13 protein-coding genes and 1 pseudogene are annotated in these 22669 nt (G+C 73.6%); all 14 read right to left on the bottom strand.

The window, feature by feature from the left end; genetic code table 11:
- Window positions 1-103: 103 nt before the first annotated feature.
- The gene (locus ABTZ03_RS32490) at window positions 104-3433 is read right to left on the bottom strand and encodes a S8 family serine peptidase (RefSeq protein ID WP_350516724.1); all 3330 of its coding nucleotides are present in this window, start codon (window positions 3431-3433) and stop codon (window positions 104-106) included.
- 224 nt (window positions 3434-3657) lie between these two features.
- The gene (locus ABTZ03_RS32485; RefSeq protein WP_350516723.1) at window positions 3658-3816 is read right to left on the bottom strand and encodes a hypothetical protein; all 159 of its coding nucleotides are present in this window, start codon (window positions 3814-3816) and stop codon (window positions 3658-3660) included.
- 283 nt (window positions 3817-4099) lie between these two features.
- Window positions 4100-5698, bottom strand: a complete 1599-nt coding sequence (gene serA / locus ABTZ03_RS32480; protein WP_350516722.1) for a phosphoglycerate dehydrogenase — start codon at window positions 5696-5698, stop codon at window positions 4100-4102.
- Between the two features lie 225 nt (window positions 5699-5923).
- A complete protein-coding gene (ilvC, locus tag ABTZ03_RS32475) occupies window positions 5924-6922 on the bottom strand; it encodes a ketol-acid reductoisomerase (protein WP_350516721.1) in 999 nt (332 codons plus the stop codon).
- A 98-nt stretch (window positions 6923-7020) separates the two neighbouring features.
- The gene (gene ilvN, locus ABTZ03_RS32470; RefSeq protein WP_030286969.1) at window positions 7021-7545 is read right to left on the bottom strand and encodes an acetolactate synthase small subunit; all 525 of its coding nucleotides are present in this window, start codon (window positions 7543-7545) and stop codon (window positions 7021-7023) included.
- A 37-nt stretch (window positions 7546-7582) separates the two neighbouring features.
- Complete coding sequence (locus ABTZ03_RS32465; protein ID WP_350516720.1) at window positions 7583-9436, bottom strand: acetolactate synthase large subunit; 1854 nt, start codon at window positions 9434-9436, stop codon at window positions 7583-7585.
- Between the two features lie 329 nt (window positions 9437-9765).
- Window positions 9766-12726, bottom strand: coding sequence for a putative bifunctional diguanylate cyclase/phosphodiesterase (locus ABTZ03_RS32460; protein WP_502894655.1), 2961 nt, complete (start codon window positions 12724-12726; stop codon window positions 9766-9768).
- A gap of 477 nt (window positions 12727-13203) precedes the next feature.
- Window positions 13204-16251 (bottom strand): helix-turn-helix transcriptional regulator, encoded by a 3048-nt coding sequence (locus ABTZ03_RS32455; protein ID WP_350516719.1) that lies wholly within the window; start codon window positions 16249-16251, stop codon window positions 13204-13206.
- A gap of 143 nt (window positions 16252-16394) precedes the next feature.
- Window positions 16395-16553 (bottom strand): hypothetical protein, encoded by a 159-nt coding sequence (locus ABTZ03_RS32450; protein WP_350516718.1) that lies wholly within the window; start codon window positions 16551-16553, stop codon window positions 16395-16397.
- A 289-nt stretch (window positions 16554-16842) separates the two neighbouring features.
- Window positions 16843-18354: an Asp-tRNA(Asn)/Glu-tRNA(Gln) amidotransferase subunit GatB gene (gatB, locus tag ABTZ03_RS32445; protein WP_350516717.1), complete on the bottom strand. Its 1512-nt coding sequence runs from the start codon at window positions 18352-18354 to the stop codon at window positions 16843-16845.
- A 73-nt stretch (window positions 18355-18427) separates the two neighbouring features.
- Complete coding sequence (locus ABTZ03_RS32440) at window positions 18428-18685, bottom strand: hypothetical protein (RefSeq protein ID WP_350516716.1); 258 nt, start codon at window positions 18683-18685, stop codon at window positions 18428-18430.
- On the bottom strand, window positions 18682-20175 hold the full coding sequence (gene gatA, locus ABTZ03_RS32435) for an Asp-tRNA(Asn)/Glu-tRNA(Gln) amidotransferase subunit GatA (protein WP_350516715.1): 1494 nt from the start codon (window positions 20173-20175) through the stop codon (window positions 18682-18684). Before gatA ends, ABTZ03_RS32440 begins: the two co-directional genes overlap by 4 nt.
- Before the next feature lie 5 nt (window positions 20176-20180).
- Window positions 20181-20477, bottom strand: coding sequence for an Asp-tRNA(Asn)/Glu-tRNA(Gln) amidotransferase subunit GatC (gene gatC / locus ABTZ03_RS32430; protein ID WP_030057414.1), 297 nt, complete (start codon window positions 20475-20477; stop codon window positions 20181-20183).
- Between the two features lie 219 nt (window positions 20478-20696).
- A pseudogene (locus ABTZ03_RS32425) lies at window positions 20697-22448 on the bottom strand (putative bifunctional diguanylate cyclase/phosphodiesterase); the annotation flags it as partial.
- Between the last annotated feature and the right edge of the window lie 221 nt (window positions 22449-22669).

The following is a 22669-nucleotide window of genomic DNA, read 5'->3' as shown; positions in this document are numbered from 1 at the left end:
CCCGGGCCCCGGGACACGCCGACGGGCCGGGGGTCGGCGGCGGGCCGGTCCCCCCCCCGCGGGCCCCCCCCGGGGCCGCGGGCGGGCCGCCCGTGCCCGGTGGTTACGGCAGGTCGAGCACCTCGGCCCGGCGGTCGGCCGGGTTGAGGTGGTGGAGCAGCAGCAGCCGGGAGGTGTCGCCCGGGGTGCGGTGGACGTCCAGGACGGTGCCGGGACCGGCCGGGGCGACCACCGCGACCGGGCCGGTGAGACCGGCCCGGACGGCGAGGGCCGGCTGCAGGACGTCGATCGGGACGGTCGGCCGGGCGCCGCGCAGGCCGATGGTGGCGTAGGAGTCGGCCGGGTCGGGCTTGCCGGAGCCGGTGACGCCGGTCCAGACGCCGTAGTGGACGGTGCTGTGGCCGGGGGTGATGCCGGGCAGGGCGCTCAGCCGGACCGGGAGCACCAGCACGTCGCTGTCCAGCAGCCCGGTGTCGGTGTCGCCCCAGTGGGCGTTCAGCGGCTGGACGTCCAGTTCGGCGCCGGTGCGGGCGTCGACGGCCCGGGAGACCAGGACGTCGCTGCCGCGCAGCCGGTCGGCCTTGAGGATCACGTCGGCGACGCCGTCCCCGTCGGTGTCCAGCGCGACCCGCACCCCGTACAGCCCGACCGGGGTGGCCGCCGGGGCCCACAGCCGGGCGCCCACGTACAGCTTGTCGGCGTCGACGGCCGCGCCCACGGCCCGCAGGTTGGCGACCCGGTCCGCGGCGTGCTCGACGCAGAGGTCCTGGGGCGGGTCGGCCGGCTCCTGGGCGTCCTCGGGGCGGACGCCGGCACCGGGGCCGACGGCCTTGCCGCCGCCGGGCGGGCAGTCGGGCCAGCGGGCCGCCTCGCCGCCCAGCGCGAGGGCGGTGACCAGGCCGGGCACCTCGCCGGGCGCGGCGCCGCCGCCGAGGGTGACCAGGGTGCCGTCCCGGGCGGTCCGGGCGGAGGCGGTGGCGCGGAGGTCGCCGGTGGGACGCGGTGCGGCGAACACCGGGACGCGCAGCTGCGGCGGACCGGCGTCGCCGACCGGGGTGAACAGCACCCGCCCGGAGAGTTCGCCGCGGTAGCTGCGGGCCCGGCCGCCCTGCACGGTGTCGATGGTCGGGTCCGGTGCCCGCCCCAGCGCCCCGGGGACGGACAGGGTCACCCGCACCTGCGCGGTGCCGCCCGCCGGGACCTCCACCTGGGCCGGTGCCACCTCGAAGGCGGCGCCCGGCAGTTCGGTGGCCGCCGCGTAGCCGGTCCGGTAACTCAGCGGCGTGGAGCCGTAGTTGCGCAGTTCGACGGTGCGGTCGAGGGCGGTCGGCCCGCTGACCTCGACCGGCCCGAAGGAGACCCCGACGCTGCCCGGCCGGGCGCCCTCCCCCGCCGCGTAGGCGACCACCGGGGTGCGGACGGCCTGGTCGACCCGGGCCCGGCCGGCGCCGGTGCGCTCGGGCCCGTAGACCGGCCCGCCGTGGTCGTCGCCGAGGTAGGTGTCGGTGCCGGTGTTCATCAGCGCGGCCTTGACCTGCTCGACCGGCCAGTCCGGGTGGGCGGCGCGGACCAGCGCCGCCAGCCCGGCGACGTGCGGGGTGGCCATCGAGGTGCCGTTCTCGCGCTGGCCGCCGGTGCCGCTGCCGACCAGGGCGGACCAGATGCCCTCCCCGGGGGCGGCCAGGTCGGGCTTGACCACTCCGGGCAGCCCGACGCCCCGGGAGGTGAAGTCGGTGAGGGTGTCGACCCGGGCGGGCTGGTTCTGCGCGACCGAGCCGTGCAGCGGGTTGCCGGGGGCGGCCAGCCGGACCCGGACGTCACCGTCGACGGCGGCCTCCAGCAGCCGTTCGCCGTCGGCGCGGCCGAGCAGTACGGCCGGGATCCGCTCGTTGCCGGAGATCTCGGCCAGGTGGTCGGTGTCGGCGGCGTAGAGCGCGCCGATCGCCCCGGCGTCGGCGGCGTGGTCGGCGCGCGGACCGGAGTTGCACGGCCGGTCGGCGTCCCGGGTGCGCCAGGTGAGCACCGCGATCCGCCCCTTGAGCCGCTGCTTGTCGGCCTCGCTGAAGTCGACGCAGCCGTCCGCCTGGTCGCGGGGCACCGCGAGCGACCCGCTCACCTCGGTGCCGGCCCAGCCCCGGTAGAGCTCGCTCCAGTGGCCCGGGACGACCCCGGCCAGGGCGTCGGGGGCGAGCACGGTGATGCCGTCCACGTCGGCGTGGCCGTGCACGGAGGCGGCGACGGTGATCGCCCGGACGGCGGTGCCGGGGCTGCCTCCGACGCCGTACACGTCGCCCTCGTTCCCGGCGGCCGCGATCACCACGGTGCCCAGTTCGGCGAGCCGGTCGACGGCCAGCGAGTCGGCGTCGTCGGGACTGCCGAAGCGGCTGCCGAGCGACAGGTTGACCACGTCGAGCCGGTCGCCGAGGTCGCCGTCGCCGTTCGGGTCGGCGGCCAGGTCGAGGGCCTGGGCGAGCCGGTCGGTGGAGCCGTCGCAGCCGAACACCCGGATCGCGTACAGCTGGGCGTCGGGGGCGGCGCCGGGGCCGACCCGGAACGCGGCCGGGTCGAGTCCGGGCCGGTACGGGCCGGTGTACGGGTGGCCGTCGGCGGTGACGCCGTACCCGGCGGCGGTGCCGGCGACATGGGTGCCGTGCCCGTTGCGCACGCAGTCGAGCGGGTTGTCGCTGGGGTGCGGCACCGGCTGGTGGTTCGGGGCGCTCGGGTCGGGGTTGTAGTCGTCGCCGACCAGGTCCTTGCCGCCGACCACCTTGGCGTTGGGGAACAGCCCGGCCGGGGCGGGCTTGCCGCGCTCGACCGAGCGGAAGGCCTCCTCGGTGCCGGGGCCGCCGAAGTCGGCGTGGGTGTAGTCGATGCCGCTGTCGATGATGCCGATCCGCACCCCCCGGCCGGTGTTCCCTTCGCTGCCCTCCCAGACCTGCGGGGCGCCGGTCAGCGGGACGGAGTAGGCGTTGTCGCGCTGCTTGTTCACGATCGGGTGGACGGCCCGGACGCCGGGCAGCGCCCGCAGCGCGGGCAGCTGTTCGGCGGGGGCGCTGACCGCCAGCGCGGTGAGCAGGGTGCGGGTGCGGTAGAGCTCGCGGGCGGCGGGCACCGACCGGTGGACGGCCCCGGCCAGCCGGTCGAGCACCTCGTCGGCCCGGGAGCGCTGGTGGGCACCGGCCTCGGCGGCCGCCCGGTGGACGGCCTCCGGCGAGCGCTGCGCCCGGCGGGCGCTCTCACCGGCCCGGCGCCAGGCGGGGCCGGCCGCCTCGGTGTCGAGTTCGAGCAGGACGGACGTCCGGCGACCGGACGGCGGCCCGGCGCTCGGCGGGCCGCCGGACGCCGGGGTCGCGGCGAGCACCGCGGTCCCGACGAGCAGGGTCAGGGTGAGGCCGATCCGGACGAGCGGTCGGCGGACGGGTGGCAGGCGCACGAGGGACCCTCTCCCCGGCAAGGGGGAATGATCCGCATACCGAGGAGGTCGCTGACGCCCGCCCGCGCGGACGTCGATCACCCTTCCGGGGGCCCCAAATTAGGATGATCGCGCCGAGCTGGGCGAGCAACTTCCCTCGGATGGCCGTCAGTTGCACTCTACGGGGTGATACGTGGTCGACCTGATCGGCCCAGTAGGCCGATGAACGCCGCCGGTGGCGCCGCTCAGCTGTGGCCGGTGGCACCGCCGTTGTCGCGGCGGTCCAGCGAGCGCTGCAGCGCGGCGGCGGCGAAGGTGTTCCGCTCGGCGGCCCGGCGGCGGCGCGGGGCGCGGACCGGGGTGGCGACGGGGGCGGCGACGTGGCGGTCGGCGGTGGTGGGCATACCGGGCTCCTTGGAAGCGGCGCTGCGGCGAGCGCGGAGGGGGGAGAGGTACGCGCGGGAGCAGGGATCGCCTGCCCGTGAAGGCGCACGCACACACGGGCCGCACACCCTGGCTACAGGGGCGGCACGCCGTATGGCCCTTCCACGGTACGACCCCGCACCGGCCGTGTCTGCACGAATACTTGGATTTCCTAGTATCTGAGACGGCTGTCACCCGGGGGACGCAGCAGGGCCCGGACCACCGCGGGAGCGGCGGTCCGGGCCCTGCTCGGGGCGGTGGGGCTCAGCCCAGGTCGACCGAGCGCGCGAAGCGGGCGCCGATCTCGGCGGCGATCGCGGTCAGCACGTCCTGCGGGATCTCGCTGTCCACGGTGATGGAGGCGAGGGCGCTGCCGCCGTCCCGGGCGACCTGCATGCCCGCGATGTTGATGCCCGCGTCGCCGAGGTGGCGGCCGAGCACGCCGACCACGCCGGGGCGGTCCTCGTACTTGAAGAAGGCCATGTGGTCGGTGAGCGCGACGTCCACGTCGAAGGCGTCCACGCCGACGATCTTCTGGGTCTGCTTCGGGCCGGCCAGCGTGCCGGAGATGGCGATCTCCTCGCCGTCCGCGAGGGTGCCGCGCACGGTGATCACGTTGCGGTGCTCGGCGCTCTCGCTGGAGGTGGTCAGCCGGACCTCGACGCCGCGCTCCTGGGCGAACAGCGGGGCGTTGACGTAGGACACCGTCTCCGCCACCACGTCCTCGAACACGCCCTTCAGCGCGGACAGTTCGAGCACCTTCACGTCGTGCTGGGTGATCTCGCCGCGGACCTCGACGTCCAGTCGGACGGCCACCTCGCCGGCCAGCGCGGTGAAGATCCGGCCGAGCTTCTCGGCCAGCGGCAGCCCCGGGCGGACGTCCTCGGCGATCACACCGCCCTGGACGTTGACGGCGTCCGGGACCAGCTCGCCGGCCAGCGCCAGGCGTACCGACCGGGCGACCGCGATGCCGGCCTTCTCCTGCGCCTCGTCGGTGGAGGCGCCCAGGTGCGGGGTGGCGACCACGTTGTCGAAGGCGAACAGCGGGGAGTCGGTGCACGGCTCCTTGGCGTACACGTCCAGGCCGGCGCCGGCCACCCGGCCCTCGCTCAGGGCGGCGGCGAGCGCCTCCTCGTCCACGATCCCGCCGCGGGCGGCGTTGACGATCCGCACACTCGGCTTGACCTTGTGCAGCGCCTCGTCGCCGATCAGGCCGATGGTCTCCGGGGTCTTGGGGAGGTGGACGGTGATGAAGTCCGAGACCTCCAGCAGCTCCTCCAGCGAGACCAGCTTGACGCCCATCTGCGCGGCGCGGGCGGCCTGGATGTAGGGGTCGTACGCGACGATCTTCATCCCGAACGCGGACATCCGCTGGGCGACCAGGACGCCGATCCGGCCGAGGCCGACCACGCCGAGGACCTTCTCGCTCAGCTCGACGCCGGTGTACTTGTTGCGCTTCCACTCGCCCTGCTTGAGCGCCGAGTTGGCCGGGGCGATGTTGCGGGCGACGGAGATCAGCAGGCCGCAGGCGAGCTCGGCGGCCGTGACGATGTTGGAGGTCGGCGCGTTGACCACCATGACGCCGGCCTTGGTGGCGGCGGCGACGTCCACGTTGTCCAGGCCGACGCCGGCCCGGGCGACCACCTTGAGCCGGCGGGCGGCGGCCAGCGCCTCGGCGTCGACCTTGGTGGCGGAGCGGATCAGGATCGCGTCCACGTCGGCGATCGCGGCGAGCAGCTCGGTGCGGTCGGCGCCGTTGCAGTGGCGGATCTCGAAGTCGGGTCCGAGGGCGTCGACGGTGGCGGGCGAAAGCTCTTCGGCGATCAGGACGACGCCAGATTTCACAGTGGTCGCAGTGCTCACGACAGTGGGTCCTTAACTGTCCGGTTCCCCGACGCACGTGGGTGGCGTGTTCGGGCGGGGAAGGTGGCATGCCGCGTAGGTAGACGCACGACGCTGTGGGCCTGACGCGCACTCGGAGTGTATCGACGGGCTGGAAGGCGGGCTGCTCCCGTCCGGCGAAATCACCCGGACGAGAGCAGCCTACTTGTACAAGGCCGGGACAAAAGAGCCTTGCGGAAAGCGGGGTCAGGCCTTCTCGTTGACCCAGCTCATCAGCGAGCGCAGCTTCTTGCCGGTGGTCTCCAGCAGGTGGTCCTCGTCGGCCTTCTTGTACTCGTTGTACTTGGGCAGACCCGCCTTGTACTCGGCGATCCAGGTGTTGGCGAAGGTGCCGTCCTGGATCTCGGTGAGGACCTTCTTCATCTCGGCCTTGGTGTCGGCGGTGATGATCCGCGGGCCGGTGACGTAGTCGCCCCACTCGGCGGTCTCGGAGACCGACCAGCGCATCTTCTCCAGGCCGCCCTCGTACATCAGGTCGACGATCAGCTTCAGCTCGTGCAGGCACTCGAAGTAGGCGATCTCCGGCTGGTAGCCGGCCTCGACCAGGGTCTCGAACCCGGCCTTCACCAGGGCGGCGGTGCCACCGCAGAGGACGGCCTGCTCACCGAACAGGTCGGTCTCGGTCTCCTCGGTGAAGGTGGTCTTGATGACGCCGGCCTTGGTGGCGCCCAGGCCCTTGGCGTACGACAGCGCCAGCGCGAAGCCGTTGCCGGTGGCGTCCTGCTCGACCGCGACGATCGCCGGGACGCCGCGGCCCTCCTCGTACTGGCGGCGGACCAGGTGGCCCGGGCCCTTCGGGGCGACCATGCAGACGTCGACGTCCGCCGGGGGCTTGATGAAGCCGAAGCGGATGTTCAGGCCGTGACCGAAGAACAGGGCGTCGCCGGCCTTCAGGTGCGGGGCGATGTCCGCCTCGTAGACGTCGGCCTGGATCGGGTCCGGCACCAGGATCATGATGACGTCGGCCTCGGCGGCGGCCTCGGCCGGGGTGACCACGCGCAGGCCGGCCTCCTCGGCCTTGGCGCGGGACTTGGACTCGGGCTTCAGGCCGACCCGGACGTCGGCGCCGGAGTCGCGCAGGGACAGCGCGTGGGCGTGGCCCTGGCTGCCGTAGCCGATCACCGCGACCTTGCGGCCCTGGATGATGGACAGGTCGGCGTCGTCTTCGTAGAACAGCTCGGCCACGGGGGCACATCTCCTTGCGTATGGGTGCCGGGTGCGCGGTTTCCTACCGTATGCGCACGGCGGCGTGGGTGCGGTCTCTGCTACTTGAGAAGCGCTGGTCAGGCGCTGCGGTCGAGGGCGCGCAGCGAGCGGTCCGTGATGGAGCGCGCGCCGCGGCCGATGGCGACCAGGCCGGACTGGACCAACTCCTTGATGCCGTAAGGCTCCAGCATCCGGAGCATGGCCTCCAGCTTGTCCGAGCTGCCGGTGGCCTCGATGGTCACCGCTTCCGGCGACACGTCGACGGTCTTGGCACGGAACAGCTGGACGATCTCGACGATCTGCGACCGGGTCTCGTTGTCGGCGCGGACCTTCACCAGGACCAGTTCCCGCTGGATCGCAGCGGACTGGTCGAGTTCGACGATCTTTATCACGTTCACGAGCTTGTTGAGCTGCTTGGTGACCTGTTCCAGCGGGAGGTCCTCGACGTTGACCACGATCGTCATCCGGGACACGTCCGGATGCTCGGTCGGGCCGACGGCGAGGGAGTCGATGTTGAAGCCCCGACGGGAGAACAGCGCGGCGATGCGGGCGAGCACGCCGGGCTTGTTCTCGACCAGGACGGAGAGGGTGTGCTTTGACATGTGGTTCCTCAGTCGTTCTGGATAACTGGCAGGGCCGTCAGTCGAGATCGTCGCCGAAGTCGGGCCGGACGCCCTTGGCGAACTGGATCTCGTCGTTGCTGGTGCCGGCCGCGACCATCGGCCACACCATCGCGTCCTGGTGGACGATGAAGTCGATGACCACCGGGCGGTCGTCGATCGCCATCGCCTGCTCGATGACCGCGTCCAGGTCCTCGGGGCGCTCGCAGCGCAGACCGACGCAGCCCATCGCCTCGGACAGCTTGACGAAGTCGGGGATCCGGGTGCCCTGGGCCGGCGGCGCGATGCCGTCGTGCTCGGGGCCGGCGTGCAGCACGGTGTTGGAGTAGCGCTGGTTGTAGAACAGCGTCTGCCACTGCCGGACCATGCCCAGCGAGCCGTTGTTGATGACCGCGACCTTGATCGGGATGTCGTTCAGGGCGCAGGTGGCCAGTTCCTGGTTGGTCATCTGGAAGCAGCCGTCGCCGTCGATGGCCCAGACCGCGGCCTCCGGGCGGCCCGCCTTGGCCCCCATCGCCGCCGGGACGGCGTAGCCCATGGTGCCGGCGCCGCCGGAGTTCAGCCAGGTGCCGGGCTTCTCGAAGCGGATGAACTGCGAGCTCCACATCTGGTGCTGGCCGACGCCCGCGGCGTAGATCGCCTCCGGGCCGACCAGCCGGCCGATCCGCTCGATGACCTGCTGCGGGGACAGCCGACCGTCCGGGGCCGGCTCGAAGCCCAGCGGGTAGGTCCGCTTCCACTCGTCGAGCTTCTCCCACCACTCGGTGTAGTCGCCCTTGTGGCCGGCGTCGAACTCGGCCTGGACGGCGACGATCAGATCGGCCAGCACCTCGCGGGCGTCGCCGACGATCGGCACGTCGGCCGGGCGGTTCTTGCCGATCTCGGCCGGGTCGATGTCCGCGTGCACGATCTTGGCGTACGGGGCGAAGCTGTCCAGCTTGCCGGTGACCCGGTCGTCGAAGCGGGCGCCGAGGGTGAACAGCAGGTCCGACTTCTGCAGGGCGGTGACGGCGGGGACGGAACCGTGCATGCCGGGCATGCCCAGGTGCTGGGGGTGGCTGTCCGGGAAGGCGCCGAGCGCCATCAGGGTGGTGACGACCGGGGCGCCGGTCAGCTCGGCGAGGATCCGCAGCTCGGCGGTGGCCTGCGCCTTGAGCACGCCGCCGCCGACGTACAGCACCGGGCGCTTGCTGCCGACCAGCATCTTCGCGGCTTCGCGGATCTGCTTGGCGTGCGGCTTGGTGACCGGGCGGTAGCCCGGCAGCGCGGTCTCGACCGGCCAGCGGAAGGTGGTGGTGGCCTGCAGGGCGTCCTTGGCGATGTCGACCAGGACCGGGCCGGGGCGGCCGGTGGAGGCGATGTGGAAGGCCTCGGCGATCACCCGGGGGATCTCGGCCGGGTCGGTGACCAGGTAGTTGTGCTTGGTGATCGGCATCGTGATGCCGCAGATGTCCGCCTCCTGGAAGGCGTCGGTGCCGATCGCGTGGGAGGAGACCTGGCCGGTGATCGCGACGACCGGCACCGAGTCCATGTACGCGTCGGCGATCGGGGTGACCAGGTTGGTCGCACCGGGACCGGAGGTGGCCATGCAGACCCCGACCCGGCCGGTCGCCTGGGCGTAGCCGGTGGCGGCGTGGCCGGCGCCCTGCTCGTGCCGGACCAGGATGTGGCGCACCTTGACGGAGTCCATCAGCGGGTCGTACGCGGGAAGGATGGCCCCGCCCGGGATGCCGAAGACGGTGTCCGCGCCCACGGCCTCCAGCGAGCGGATGAGCGACTGGGCGCCGGTCATGGTCTCGACGACGTGCTGGGGAGCGGGAGCGTGGGCGGCCGGGTTGTCCCCGCGGCGGGGGGAAGCGGCGTGCTCGGTCATCTGCCTGTCTCTTCTCGGTTCTTGCCGACCCGGTGCTGCGGGCCCCGGTGCTGCGAGGGTGGGGTCCCGGTCCGGGTCGATCGCCGGCTCTGCCTCAATCGTCCCGCTCGATCCGACACGTCGGACTCTTCGGGCCGGTCGGGGCCAGGGGTCTTGCGGTGGGAACAGCGTCAGTGCAACAAAAAACCCCTCGTGCCCAAGGGCATGCGAGGGGTGGCGCGTCGGTCTGTCACGAGCGGGGCGTGCGAGCCCACTCAGCCGACGCGCCCGCCAAGTACGAGAATTCGGGTGCGCATGGCAACGACCTTCCTCCCGTCCGGGGTGGCGTGTCAAGCAGGTGGGATGACCGTCTCGCCATGCGGACCGGTCGCCGGACCGCTGACGGCCTGGTGTTCGGGCAGGTCGGAGGCCCCGTGGTGAGCTGCGCCACGTCCGCCCGGACCGTCCGGGCGGCCACTCGTCCGGGTGTCCGCGGCCAGTTGGGTGCGACGGGCGGAGAGCGCGCCGAGCGGCTTGGGCAGCGGGTAGCCGCGGCGGGCCAGCGCCCGGCGCAGCCGGGCCTCGTCCAGCGGCGGGGCGAAGGCCGAGCCCTGGGCCAGCCGGCAGCCCAGCTCCTGGAGCACGGCGACCTGCCGGGGCAGGTCCACCCCCTCGGCGGCGGTGGCCATCCCGAGGTCCCGGCCGAGCCGCACCGCGTGCCCGGCCAGGGTGCGGCTGAGCGTGGACTCGCCCAGGCCCTGGACCAGCGTGCGGTCCAGCTTGAGCCCGTCCAACGGCAGCCGGGCGAACGCCGCCAGCGAGCCGCCGCCGGCGCCGTAGCCGGCCAGCCAGGTGGAGACCCCGAGTCCGCGCAACGCGGCCAGTCGGCGGCCGAGTTCGTCGGCGAGCGGGTCCGGGCCCATCCGGGCCACCTCGATCACCAGCTCGCCGGCCGGCAGCCCGCTGTCGCGCAGCACGGCGGCCACCGTCTCGTACAGGCCGGGCGAGCAGAGCCGCTCGACGGAGAGCCGGACGGCCACCGGGACGGGCACCGGCGCGCCGCGGCCCCGGCCGCACAGGTCGCGCCGGTCGGCGGCGGCGGTGACCGCCTCGTGGACCAGCCAGCGGGAGAACCGGGTCGCCGCGTCGCCGTGCTCGGCCGAGCGCAGGAACTCGGCCGGGGTGAGCAGCAGACCGCCCGCCGAGCGCCAGCGGGCCTGGGCCTCGATCCCGGTCACCGCGCCGCTGGCGAGGTCCACCACGGGCTGGTGGAGCAGGGTGAAGCCGCCCTCCCGGACGGCCACCCGCAGCCGCTCCTCCAGTTCGGTGCGGCGCTCCAGGTCGGCCCGCATCGCGGGGGCGTAGAGCACCACCCGGCCCTTGCCCTCGGACTTGGCCCGGTACATCGCCAGGTCGGCGTTGCGCATCAGCTCGTCGGCGGCGGCTCTGGGGTCGGCGGCCGGGCCGCGTTCGGGGGTGCCGAAGGCGATGCCGATGCTGGCGGCGACGCCCAGTTCGACCCCGCCGATCCAGTACGGCTCGGACAGCGCGACCCGCAGCCGGTCGGCCAGCTCCTGGACCTGCAGCTTGCCGAGCGGGCCGCAGACCAGCGCGGCGAACTCGTCGCCGCCGAACCGGGCGACGGTGTCCCCGCAGCGGACGGCGCCCTGCAGTCGGCGGGCGGCCTGCACCAGCAGTTCGTCGCCGACCTGGTGGCCGGCGCTGTCGTTGACCGCCTTGAAGCCGTCCAGGTCGAGGAAGAGCACCGCGATGCCGGCGCCCGTCCCGCCCTGCTGGCCGCGGGTGCCGAGGGCGCCGCGCAGCCGCTGGGTGAACAGCGCCCGGTTGGGCAGGTCGGTGAGCGGGTCGTGGAACGCGTTGTGCTGCAACTGGGCCTGGAGCATGACGCGTTCGGTGACGTCCCGGCTGTTCAGCAGCAGCCCGTCGCGGTGCCGGCTGACGGTCGACTCGACGTGCAGCCACTCGCCGACGCCGGAGCCGATCCGGCACTCGACCCGGGCCGAGGGTTCGACGGTGCCCGGGGTGCGGTGGGCGGCCAGCCGCACCCGCGCGAGGTAGCGGCGGACCTCGGCGAGCACCCGGTCCACGTCCTCGGGGTGGACCAGGTCCAGCAGGTTGCCGCCGACCAGCTCCTCCGGGTCCCGCCCGTAGACGCCGAGCGCCGCCGGGGAGACGTACGAGAGCACCCCGTTCGCCCCGGCGATCATGATCACGTCGCTGGAGCCCTGCACCAGGGAGCGGAAGTGCGCCTCCTTGTGGGCGAGTTCCTGGGCCAGCGACAGGTTGTCGAGCAGCATGACGCCCTGACGGAGGATCAGGGCCAGTCCGACGGTGCACGCCGCCGCGGCCACCACGCGGTCCAACTCGCGCCCGCCGACGGCGTTGTAGAGGATTCCGGCGGTGCACACCGCGGCGGCCGCGTACGGGGTGAGCGCGCTGAAGGTGGTGGCCACCCGACGGCGCGGCAGGCCGCCGACCGAGGGGTGCTCGCGCAGCGGGCGGCGCCAGCGCGCGGACCACGGCGCCCAGGCGAGCAGCAGACTGCCGGCGAACCAGCCGGCGTCCAGCAGCTCGCCGGAGTGGTAGTTGCTGTGCAGCTCCGGGGAGGTGAACAGGGCGTCGCAGGTGACCGTGACGGCGAGCGCGAGCATCGCGGTGTGCACCGCCGCCCGGTTGCCGTCCCGGCCGCCGAAGCGCAGCCCCACCACCAGGCTGACCAGCAGGATGTCCAGCACCGGGTAGGCCAGGTTGAGGGCCAGCCGCAGCGGGGAGCCGTGCCCCACGGCCGCGATCCGGCCGAGCGCCAGGCTCCAGCTGAGGGTGAACAGCGAGCCGGCGATCAGCCAGCCGTCCAGCAGCAGGCACAGCCAGCCGGCCGCCGAGCGCGGGTGCTGGGCGAGCACCAGCACGCCGGTGATGGAGAGCGGGGCGAACAGCAGGAAGGCGTACTGGGCGAGCGAGTCCTGCGGCTGCTGGATCCGCACCACCACCTCGTACCAGCCCCAGGTGCCGTTGCCGAAGGCCACCGTGAGCGAGGAGAGGCCGAACAGCAGCCAGGCCGGGCGGGCGTGGCCGCCGACCGTACAGCCGTAGACCAGACAGGACAGCGCGGACGCGAGGGCGGCCGCGGCCAGCCCGAAGTCACCCATGAAGACGGCGAGTTGGTGCGAGCCCCAGCCGGCCGCGGCGCCCGTCGCATAGGCCAGGCAGAGCACCCCGAGGACGAGGCCGGGCAGCGTGCCGCTGCCCCGCAGCCCGGCCAGCGGGCCCTGCCCGACCGGCCCGGGCACCCCGGGCGGCCCGGGCGGCCCGGGCGGTTCGACGGCGGACGCGTCGGCGGGCGGTACGCCCTGCCGTCCTGATCCGGGCAGCACCGTATCGGTGGAGCTCACTCGGCCTCTCCCCCTCCGGCCCGGGGCCCGGCGCCCCGGCCACGGACCACCGGCCACGCGCCTCCCGGCCGTACGCGGCGGCCTGGCGCCCCGTCAGGACGGCGGCCCAGGGGGTGGACTGCCGTCCGGCCGCCGCACCGCACCGATGCTCCCGCCCGGGACCCTACACCAATTCCGTCACTCAATGACACGCACACTCAACTTAGAGTAATGGCGGCAGGGCGGGGAAATGCACCCGGTTCCGACCGATCGGCCCGGTTGGCGGCGGCGCGCGAACAGGGGCTCACGCGGCGCGCACGGGAGCACGCGACGGCGCCCGGCCACCCGGGCCGGGCTGCCCACCGATCGTCCGGGTACGGCCGACGACCTGCGGCTTCACCGCCCCGCGGGGGCCGCGTCGTCGGGGAACAGCCGCAGCCGGTGGGCCAGTGCGGCGGCCTCGCCGCGGCCGCCGACCTCCAACTTGCCGAGGATGTTGGACACGTGCACGCTTGCGGTCTTCGGAGAGATGTACAGTTCCTCGGCGATCTGCCGGTTGGTCCAGCCCCGCGCGAGCAGCCGGAGCACGTCCCGCTCACGGGGGGTGAGCCCGAAGGACTCCCCGACCGCCGGAGCGGGCGCGGCCGCGACGGCCGGGCGCTCGGCCGGGGCCAGCCCCAGCCCGGCCCGCTCGGCCAGGGCGGTGATCTGCGCCCCCAGCAGCCGGTCGCTCCGGGCGCCCGCCAGTTCGGCCGCCTCGCGCAGCAGTTCGGTGGCCTCCTCCCGCCGGCCGGCCCGCACCTGGGCCTCGGCCCCGCGCAGCAGGCCCAGCGCCAGCGGGTACGGCAGACCGGCCGGCCGCAGCTCGGTGACCGCCCGCTCCCACTGGGCCGGGGTGTCCGAGGCCGCCGCCCGGGCCAGTTCGGCCTCCAGCAGCCGCTCCCAGCCGTGGTGCAGCGGCGACCGGGGCCGCAGCTCGGCGGCCGCCGCGGCGATCGCGGCCAGCGCCTCGGCCCGGCCCGCCGCGGCCTCCGGCAGCCCCAGGTTGTCCGCCTCCACCCCGGCGGCCTCCACCAGCAGCGGGTAGACGTCGGACTCGTAGCCGAGCCGCCCCTCCTCCGCCAGCGCGGCGAGCAGTTCGGCCCGGGCGTCCAGCGGCCGTCCGCCGTACGCGGCGATCCGCAGCGCCAGCCGGCTGATCGGCACGCCGTGCTGCGCCTGGCCGACCCGGTTGGCCGCCCGGGCCTGCGCCAGCATGGTCGCCGCGGTGGACAGGTCCCCGCGCAGCAGCGCCAGGTCGCCGCGCAGCCGGTCCAGGAACTCGGCGTGCGAGCCGGGCAGGCTGGTCAGCTCGCTGGCGGCGAGCAGTTCCTCGGCCTCCCGCAGCTGCCCGAGGTCGATCAGCGCCTCGACCAGGTTGCCCGCCAGGATGTAGCCGATGTTGCGCTGCAGCCCGTTGCCGTCCGCGAACTCCAGGCCCTCCCGGGCCAGTCGGACGGCCTCCTCGGTGCGGCCCAGTCCGTGCTGCATGCTGGCCAGGTTGTTGATGCCGCGCAGCAGGAGGTCCGGGATGCCCAGCTGCCGGGCCCGCTCGATCGCCGCGGTCAGCTCGGCCAGCCCGCCCTCGGCGTCGCCGAGCAGGTCGTAGCGCAGGCTGCCGAGGGTCATCCGGGCGTGCACCTCGACCGAGTGCGCGCCGACCTGCCGGGCGATCCCGATCGCCCGCTCGGCCAGCTCCATGTGCTCGGTGCGCGGCTTGCGCACCACCGCCACCCCGGCGGCCAGCGCGAACACCTCGGCCTGCACCGCGGACGGCGGCAGGTGCTCCACCAGCCGGTGCGCGCGGGCGATCTCCTCGTCGTCCCCGGAGCGGCGCAGATTGCCCAGCATCCGGGCCCGGTTGATCCGGAACCAGGCCGAGCGCACCGGGTGCTCCGCCTCGTCGACCAGCCGGAGCCCGCGCTTGGCCAGGCTCAGGCCGCGCTCGCGGTCGCCGCAGCGCCGGGCCGCGACCACCGCCTCGGCCAGCACGTCGACCAGCTGGATCCGGTCGCAGTCGGCGCCCGCGGGGCTGTGGTCGCAGGAGCCGGGCGGGTAGGTCTCGGCCCAGTCGTACGGGCGCAGGGTGTGCGCCAGCACCTCCTCGGAGACCAGGTCCCACAGCTCCAGGGCCCGTTCCAGCATCCCGAGTTGCTCGGCGAAGGCGTTGCGGCGGCGGGCCGCCCGGGCGGCGTCCAGGGCGGTCGGCAGGGCGCGGGCCGGATCGTGCGCGTGGTACCAGTAGTTGGCCAGCCGGGCGGGCAGCGCGTCGGCCGGGACGAGCTGCGGCTGCGCCTCCACGGCGAGCGCGAACTTGCGGTTGATCCGGTGCCGTTCGCCGGGCAGCAGGTCGTCCGAGACCGCCTCGCGGACCAGCGCGTGCCGGAACCGGTAGCCCTCGCCCTCGCTGTCCGGGCGCAGGATGTTGGCGCCGACGGCCACCCGCAGCGCCTCGATCAGCGCCTCCTCGTCACCGGCCAGGACGGCGGCCAGCAGGGCGTGCTCGACGTGCGAGCCGCCCTCGGCGGCGATCCGCACCACCTTCTGGGCCTCCTCGTCCAGCCCCTCGACCCGGACCAGCAGGATGTCCCGCAGCGAGTCGGTGAGCCCGGCGCCGCAGCCGTCCGCGAAGGCGGTGGCCAGCTCCTCGACGAAGAACGGGTTGCCCTCCGAGCGGCGCAGGATGCGGTCCACCAGCTGGCGGTCGGGGGCGGCGGTGCCGAGGATGCCGGCCAGCTGGGCCGCGACCTCGCGGCGGCCGAACCGCTCCAGCTCCAACCGCTGGACGGTGCGCAGCCGTTCGTGCTCGGCCAGGAAGGGGCGCAGCGGGTGGCGCCGGTGCAGGTCGTCGGTGCGGTAGGTGGCGACCAGCAGCACCCGGGAGCGGTGCAGGGTGCGCACCAGGAAGGAGAGCAGTTCGCGGGTGGAGCGGTCGGACCAGTGCAGGTCCTCGATGGCGAGCACGAGGGTACGTTCCGCGCCGAACCGTTCGAACAGTCTCGCTGTGTGCTCGAACAGTCGGGCCCGGCCGTACTCGTCGTTGGGCTCGCCGTCCGCCTCGCCGAACTCGGAGAGCAGTCGGGCGAGGTGGCCCTCGCTGCCGGCCGCCGCGGCTTCGAACTCGGCGCCCAGCGAGCGGTGCAGCCGGCGCAGCGCGGCCGCCAGCGGAGCGTACGGCAGGCCCTCGGCACCGACCTCCAGACAGCTGCCGAGCGTGGTGACCGCTCCCCCGTCGCAGGCTCGTTGGAGGAACTCCTCCAGCAGCCGGGTCTTGCCGATGCCGGCCTCACCGCCGATCAGCACGGCCTGCGGGCTGCCGCTGCCCGCCCGGCGCAGCGCATCGGTCAGTTCGGTGATCTCGCTGCCGCGGCCGACGAAGACGGGACTGACCGATATCTGCTGCATGGAGGCGAGCATGCCATAGCCGGAGCCGCGGGTGAGAGGGGTTATCTCCCCAGGCGAACGGGGTGAACGCCCGGAGGGGGAGGCGCTCCCCCGCGGCGCCTCCCCCTCCGGAACTCCCTCGACACCGTCGTGGTGCCGCACCGTCAGCACTCCGGCCGACGCACGGGGCGCCGCTGGAAGCGGGCGGCCACCGGACGGCGACGGAGGCGGCCGGCCTGCCGGGCCTCGCGGACCAGGCGCTCGTGCTCGGCGCGGGCTTCGAGCTCGTGGGCCTGCTGCTGGATGAGCTGGTACTCGATCATTTGGGGCTCCCCCTCGGGTCCTGCCTTCGTTTCCCTGACATGTAAGAGCTTCCTCCCCCAGTGGGGGGTGCCACATCGGGAGCGTGCCCCATCTTCCGAAGGCCGGATGCCTTAGATTCGGCAGCAGAAAAGGTTTAAGGCCCTGTCTCACCTAGATACATAGGTGAGACAGGGCCTTAGGCCTTACTTAGAGGGCCTTAGATGCCTTAGACGCCTTAGGTAGGCGGGCTTGACGGCCTAGGCCGCCTCGGCATCTCAGGCAGACACGCCCAGCTTCTCCAGGCTGTGCCTACTGTCCTTCCACGGCGAGCCGCTCCAGGATCAGGTCCTTCACCCGGGCCGCGTCCGCCTGGCCACGGGTGGCCTTCATGACCGCGCCGACCAGCGCGCCCACGGCCGCCACCTTGCCGTCGCGGATCTTGGCGGCGACCGCCTCGTTCTCGGCGATGGCCTGGTCGACGGCGGCACCCAGCGCGGAGTCGTCCGAGACCACGGCCAGGCCGCGCTTCTCGACGACCTCGTCCGGCTCGCCCTCGCCGGCCAGCACGGCCTCGATGACCTGACGGGCCAGCTTGTCGTTCAGCTTGCCCTCGGCGACCAGCGCGGTGACCCGGGCGACCTGCGCCGGGGTGATCGGCTGCTCGCTCAGCTCGGTGCCGGTCTCGTTGGCGCGACGGGCCAGCTCGCCCATCCACCACTTGCGGGCCTGGTCGGCGGGGGCGCCGGCCGCGATGGTGTCCTGGATCGGCTCGACCGCACCGGCGTTGAGCACCGACTGCATGTCCTTGTCGGACAGGCCCCACTCGGCCTGCAGCCGGGCGCGGCGCACCCGCGGCAGCTCCGGCAGCGCGGCGCGCAGCTCCTCGACCCACTCCCGGGCGGGGGCGACCGGCACCAGGTCCGGCTCGGGGAAGTAGCGGTAGTCCTCGGCGTTGTCCTTGATCCGGCCCGAGGTGGTGCTGCCGTCCTCCTCGTGGAAGTGACGGGTCTCCTGGACGATGGTGCCGCCGTCGGTGAGCACGGTCGCGTGCCGCTGGATCTCGAACCGGGCGGCCCGCTCCACGCTGCGCAGCGAGTTGACGTTCTTGGTCTCCGAGCGGGTGCCGAAGGTCTCGGTGCCGTTCGGGCGCAGCGACAGGTTGACGTCGCAGCGCATCTGGCCCTTGTCCATCCGGGCCTCGGAGACGCCCAGCGCCTTGATCAGCTCGCGCAGCTCGGCGACGTACGCCTTGGCGACCTCGGGGGCCCGCTCGCCGGCGCCCTCGATCGGCTTGGTGACGATCTCGATCAGCGGGATGCCGGCCCGGTTGTAGTCGAGCAGCGAGTGGGTGGCCCCGTGGATGCGACCGGTGGCGCCGCCGACGTGGCTGGACTTGCCGGTGTCCTCCTCCATGTGGGCGCGCTCGATCTCCACCCGGAAGGTCGAGCCGTCCTCCAGCTGCACGTCGAGGTAGCCGTTGAAGGCGATCGGCTCGTCGTACTGCGAGGTCTGGAAGTTCTTGGGCATGTCCGGGTAGAAGTAGTTCTTCCGCGCGAACCGGCACCACTCGGCGATCTCGCAGTTCAGCGCCAGGCCGATCTTGACGGCCGACTCCACGCCCACCGCGTTGACGACCGGCAGCGAGCCCGGCAGGCCCAGACAGGTCGGGCAGGTCTGGCTGTTCGGCTCGGCGCCCAGCTCGGTCGAGCAACCGCAGAACATCTTGGTCTTGGTGCCCAGCTCGACGTGGACCTCAAGGCCCATCACCGGGTCGTACGACGCGAGAGCGTCCTCGTAGGAGACCAGGTTCATGACGCTCACAGCGTCCCTTCTCACTTGAAGCTTGGGAGGTACGGGCCCGGTCCCACCCGGCGGGCGGGACCGGGCCGGGGCGTCAGCCCAGCAGGACGTCGTCGGAGGCGAGCTGACGGAGCTCGCGCACCAGCAGGGCGGTCCCGGTGATCAGTGCGGCGGCCCCGACCAGGGCGTTGACCAGCTTGAGGGTGTCGCTGTCCGCGCGGGCGCTGCGGACGTCCTTGGCGATGGAGATCGCACCGAACGCGCTGGTGCCGATGGACAGCCACAGCCCGGGCTTGCTGTGCTTGAAGCCCTTGAGGGAGCTCGGGGCCTTGGCCTTCTCGATCTTGCTCACAGTGCCGGTACCTCCTCCAGCAGGGTGTGCCCCCACTTGTCGTTGAGTGCGGCCTCGACGGCGCCGCCCACGCGGTACAGGCGGTCGTCCGCCATCGCGGGAGCGATGATCTGCAGGCCGACCGGGAGATTGTCCTCCGGGGCCAGGCCGACCGGCAGCGACATGGCCGCGTTGCCCGCCAGGTTGGACGGGATCGTGCACAGGTCGGCCAGGTACATCGCCATCGGGTCGTCGGCGCGCTCGCCGATCGGGAAGGCGGTGGTCGGCGTGGTCGGCGAGACCAGCACGTCCACACCGGCGAAGGCCGCGTCGAAGTCCCGCGAGATCAGCGTGCGGACCTTCTGGGCCGAGCCGTAGTAGGCGTCGTAGTAGCCCGAGGAGAGCGCGTAGGTGCCCAGGATGATGCGGCGCTTGACCTCGTCGCCGAAGCCGGCCTCACGGGTCAGCGCGGTGACCTCCTCGGCCGAGCGCGAGCCGTCGTCGCCGACCCGCAGGCCGTAGCGCATGGCGTCGAAGCGGGCCAGGTTGGAGGAGCACTCGGACGGCGCGATCAGGTAGTACGCCGGCAGCGCCAGGGTGAAGGACGGGCAGGACACCTCGACGACCTCGGCGCCCAGCTCGCGCAGCAGCTCCACCGACTCGTCGAAGCGCTGCATCACGCCGGCCTGGTAGCCCTCGCCGGCGAACTCCTTGACGACGCCGATCCGCATGCCGCGGACGTCGCGCATCCGCGCGGCCTCGACCACGGCCGGGACCGGCGCGTCGATCGAGGTGGAGTCCAGCGGGTCGTGGCCGGCGATGGCCTCGTGCAGCAGCGCCGCGTCCAGCACCGTACGGGCGCACGGGCCGCCCTGGTCCAGGCTGCTGGAGAAGGCGACCAGGCCGTAGCGGGACACCGAGCCGTAGGTCGGCTTGACGCCGACGGTGCCGGTGACGGCGCCGGGCTGGCGGATCGAGCCGCCGGTGTCGGTGCCGATCGCCAGCGGGGCCTCGAAGGCGGCCAGCGCGGCGGCCGAGCCGCCGCCGGAGCCGCCGGGGATGCGGGTGAGGTCCCACGGGTTGCCGGTCGGGCCGTAGGCGGAGTTCTCGGTGGAGGAGCCCATCGCGAACTCGTCCATGTTGGTCTTGCCGAGGATGACGACGCCGGCGTCCTTGAGACGGGTGGTCAGGGTGGCGTCGTAGGGCGGGATCCAGCCCTCCAACATCTTCGACCCGCAGGTGGTCGGGATGCCCTTGGTGGTGAAGACGTCCTTCAGCGCGAGCGGGACGCCGGCCAGCGGGCCCAGCTCCTCGCCCTTGGCGCGCTTCTCGTCGACGGCCTTGGCGGCGGCCAGCGCGCCCTCGGTGTCGACGTGCAGGAAGGCGTTGACCTTCTTGTCGACGGCCCCGATGCGGTCCAGGTGCGCCTGGGCGACCTCGACGGCGGAGACCTCGCCCTTGGCGATGGCGCCCGCGGTCTCGGCGGCGGTGTAGCGGATCAGCTCGGTCATCTCGGTCAGTCCTCCCCGAGGATCTGCGGTACGCGGAAACGCTGCTCCTCGGCGGCGGGGGCGCCGGACAGCGCCTGCTCCGGGGTGAGCGAGGGCCGCACCTCGTCCGCGCGCATGACGTTGGTCAGCGGCAGCGGGTGGGAGGTCGGCGGGACGTCCTGTCCGGCGACCTCGGAAACGCGGGCGACCGCGCCGATGATCACGTCGAGCTGCTCGGCGAAGTGGTCCAGCTCTTCGGGCTTCAGCTCAAGACGCGACAGCCGGGCGAGGTGGGCGACCTCCTCGCGCGTGATGCCAGGCATGCAGCGATCCTCAGGGTGAGTTCTGGTGAGACCCGGCGACGCCTGCGGCGGTGCCGGGCCCGGGCAGGAGCAGCCGGGTTCGGCACTCCGTCCTCGTGGTCTTTGCACCCCATCCTATGGGGCCCGGCCCGGCCACCGGCCAACGAGTGGAGCCGGGCCCGCGTCACCGGCCTCCACCGTGCGGTCCGCCGCGCTCTCCGGGCGCTCCCCGCACGGTCGCTACTGCGGCCCGGTACGGGCCCAGCCCGACGCGCCCGGCGCCTGGAAGCCGATCTGGCCGGCCGGCAGCGCCGGGCCGCGCTGGACGGTCTGGACGGCCGGCGGCAGCACCGGCGGGAGGGTCGGCGGGAGCACCGGGGGCAGCGCGCCGGGCCGTTCGGCGGGCTTGATCGCGGTGGGCCGGTCGACCGGCTTGATGATCGACGGGAGCTGCGAGGCGGGGCCGAAGCGCTCCACCGTCGGGGCGCCGGTGGTGCGGTGCACCCGCAGCCAGGCGGTGGCCTGCTCGGCGGGCAGCGCGGCCGAGACCAGCCAGCCCTGGACGGCGTCCACCCCCATGCAGTGCAGCCGCTCCCAGGTCTCGTCGTCCTCGACGCCCTCGGCCACCACGGTCAGGCCGAGCGAGTGGGCCAGCTCCACCGAGCAGCGCACCACCGCCGCGTCGTGGTCGTCGGCGACCATCCGGGAGACGAAGGAGCGGTCGATCTTCAGCTCGCCGACCGGCAGGCTGCGCAGCCGCACCAGCGAGGAGTGGCCGGTGCCGAAGTCGTCCAGGGACATCCCGACGCCGTAGCCGCGCAGTTCGGCCAGGGTGTCGGCGGCGCGCCGGGAGTCGTCCAGCAGCAGCCGCTCGGTGATCTCCAGTTGCAGCGCGTGGGCCGGCACCTGGTGGCGGACCAGGTGGCCGGCGACGCGCTGGGCGAAGCCGGGGTTGAGCACGTCGCGCGGCGAGACGTTGACCGCGACCTGCACCTGGAGGCCCTGGTCGCGCCAGTAGGCGAGCTGGCCGACGGCGGCCTCCAGCACGTAGTCGGTGAGCCGGGGCATCAGGCCGCTGGACTCGGCGAGGCCGACGAACTCGTCCGGGGAGACCCTCCCCTGCCCGGGCCGCTCCCAGCGCAGCAGCGCCTCCAGGCCGACCACCCGGCCGTCGAAGGCCACCTTCGGCTGGTAGTGCAGCTGCACCTCGCCGGTCTCCAGGGCCCGGCGGAGGTCCCCGAGCAGGCCGATCCGGTACGGGGTGTCGGCGTCCTGGGCCTCGTCGTACTGGGCCACCCCGCTGCACTCGCGCTGGGCGTGGCCCATCGCCACGTCGGCGCGGCGCAGCAGCGACTCGGCGTCCTGGGCGTGCTGCGGGTAGACGCAGACCCCGGCGCTGGCCTCCAGCACCAGCAGCAGTCCGTCCAGCCGGATCGGGGCGGCGAGTTCGGCGATCAGCGCCTTGGCGACCCGTTCCAGGCTGTCCGGGCAGTTGATGCCGGGGAGCAGGACGGCGAACTCGTCGCCGCCCATCCGGGCCACCATCGGGCGGCCGCGGCGGTAGTGCCGGGGCAGGCCGGCGAAGACGTCGTCGATGGACTCCCGGGTGGCGCTGCCGGCCGGTCCGCCGGAGCGCAGCGCGCGATGGAGTCGGCGGGCGATGTGAACCAGCAGGCGGTCACCGGCCGTATGACCAAGTGTGTCGTTGAGTGATCGGAATCGGTCGAGGTCAAGCAGGATGAGACCGACGCTGCACCCTTGCTCGCGCTCGGCGATCGCCTCCTGGGCGGCCAGCAGCAGGGCCTGACGGTTGGGCAGATCCGTCAGGGGGTCGGTCAGCTGGTCGCGGGCGCGATCCCGGGCGATCCGCCAGGCCGCCACCAGGACGGCCAGCGGCACCGCGAAGAGCGGCAGCAGTTCGGGTTCGTACCGGTAGACCAGGACGGCCAGCGGGATGAGCGGCGCGGCTCCGGCCAGCAGCACGCCGAGCAGCAGGACCGCACCTGCCACCCCCTGCGGCGGGCGTGTGGGCGCGCCGCCGGTCGTACGATCCATAAGCCCTGTCCTCCGTCGGGCCCGCCCCGTCAGGCCGCCTTACGGTGAGGCACCGGTCCGGTACCGACAGCTGCCGGGCATGGAGCGACCCCGAGGAGCACCGGCTGAGCCGGTACCCCCACCCCTGCTGACACTCTGTTGCGCTCCAGGGTATGTCG

Origin of the sequence: Kitasatospora sp. NPDC096077, assembly GCF_040303245.1 — a bacterium.
GTDB lineage: Bacteria > Actinomycetota > Actinomycetes > Streptomycetales > Streptomycetaceae > Kitasatospora.
Note: the sequence above shows the minus strand (reverse complement) of the source record. Positions and strands in the feature narration are given on the sequence as shown.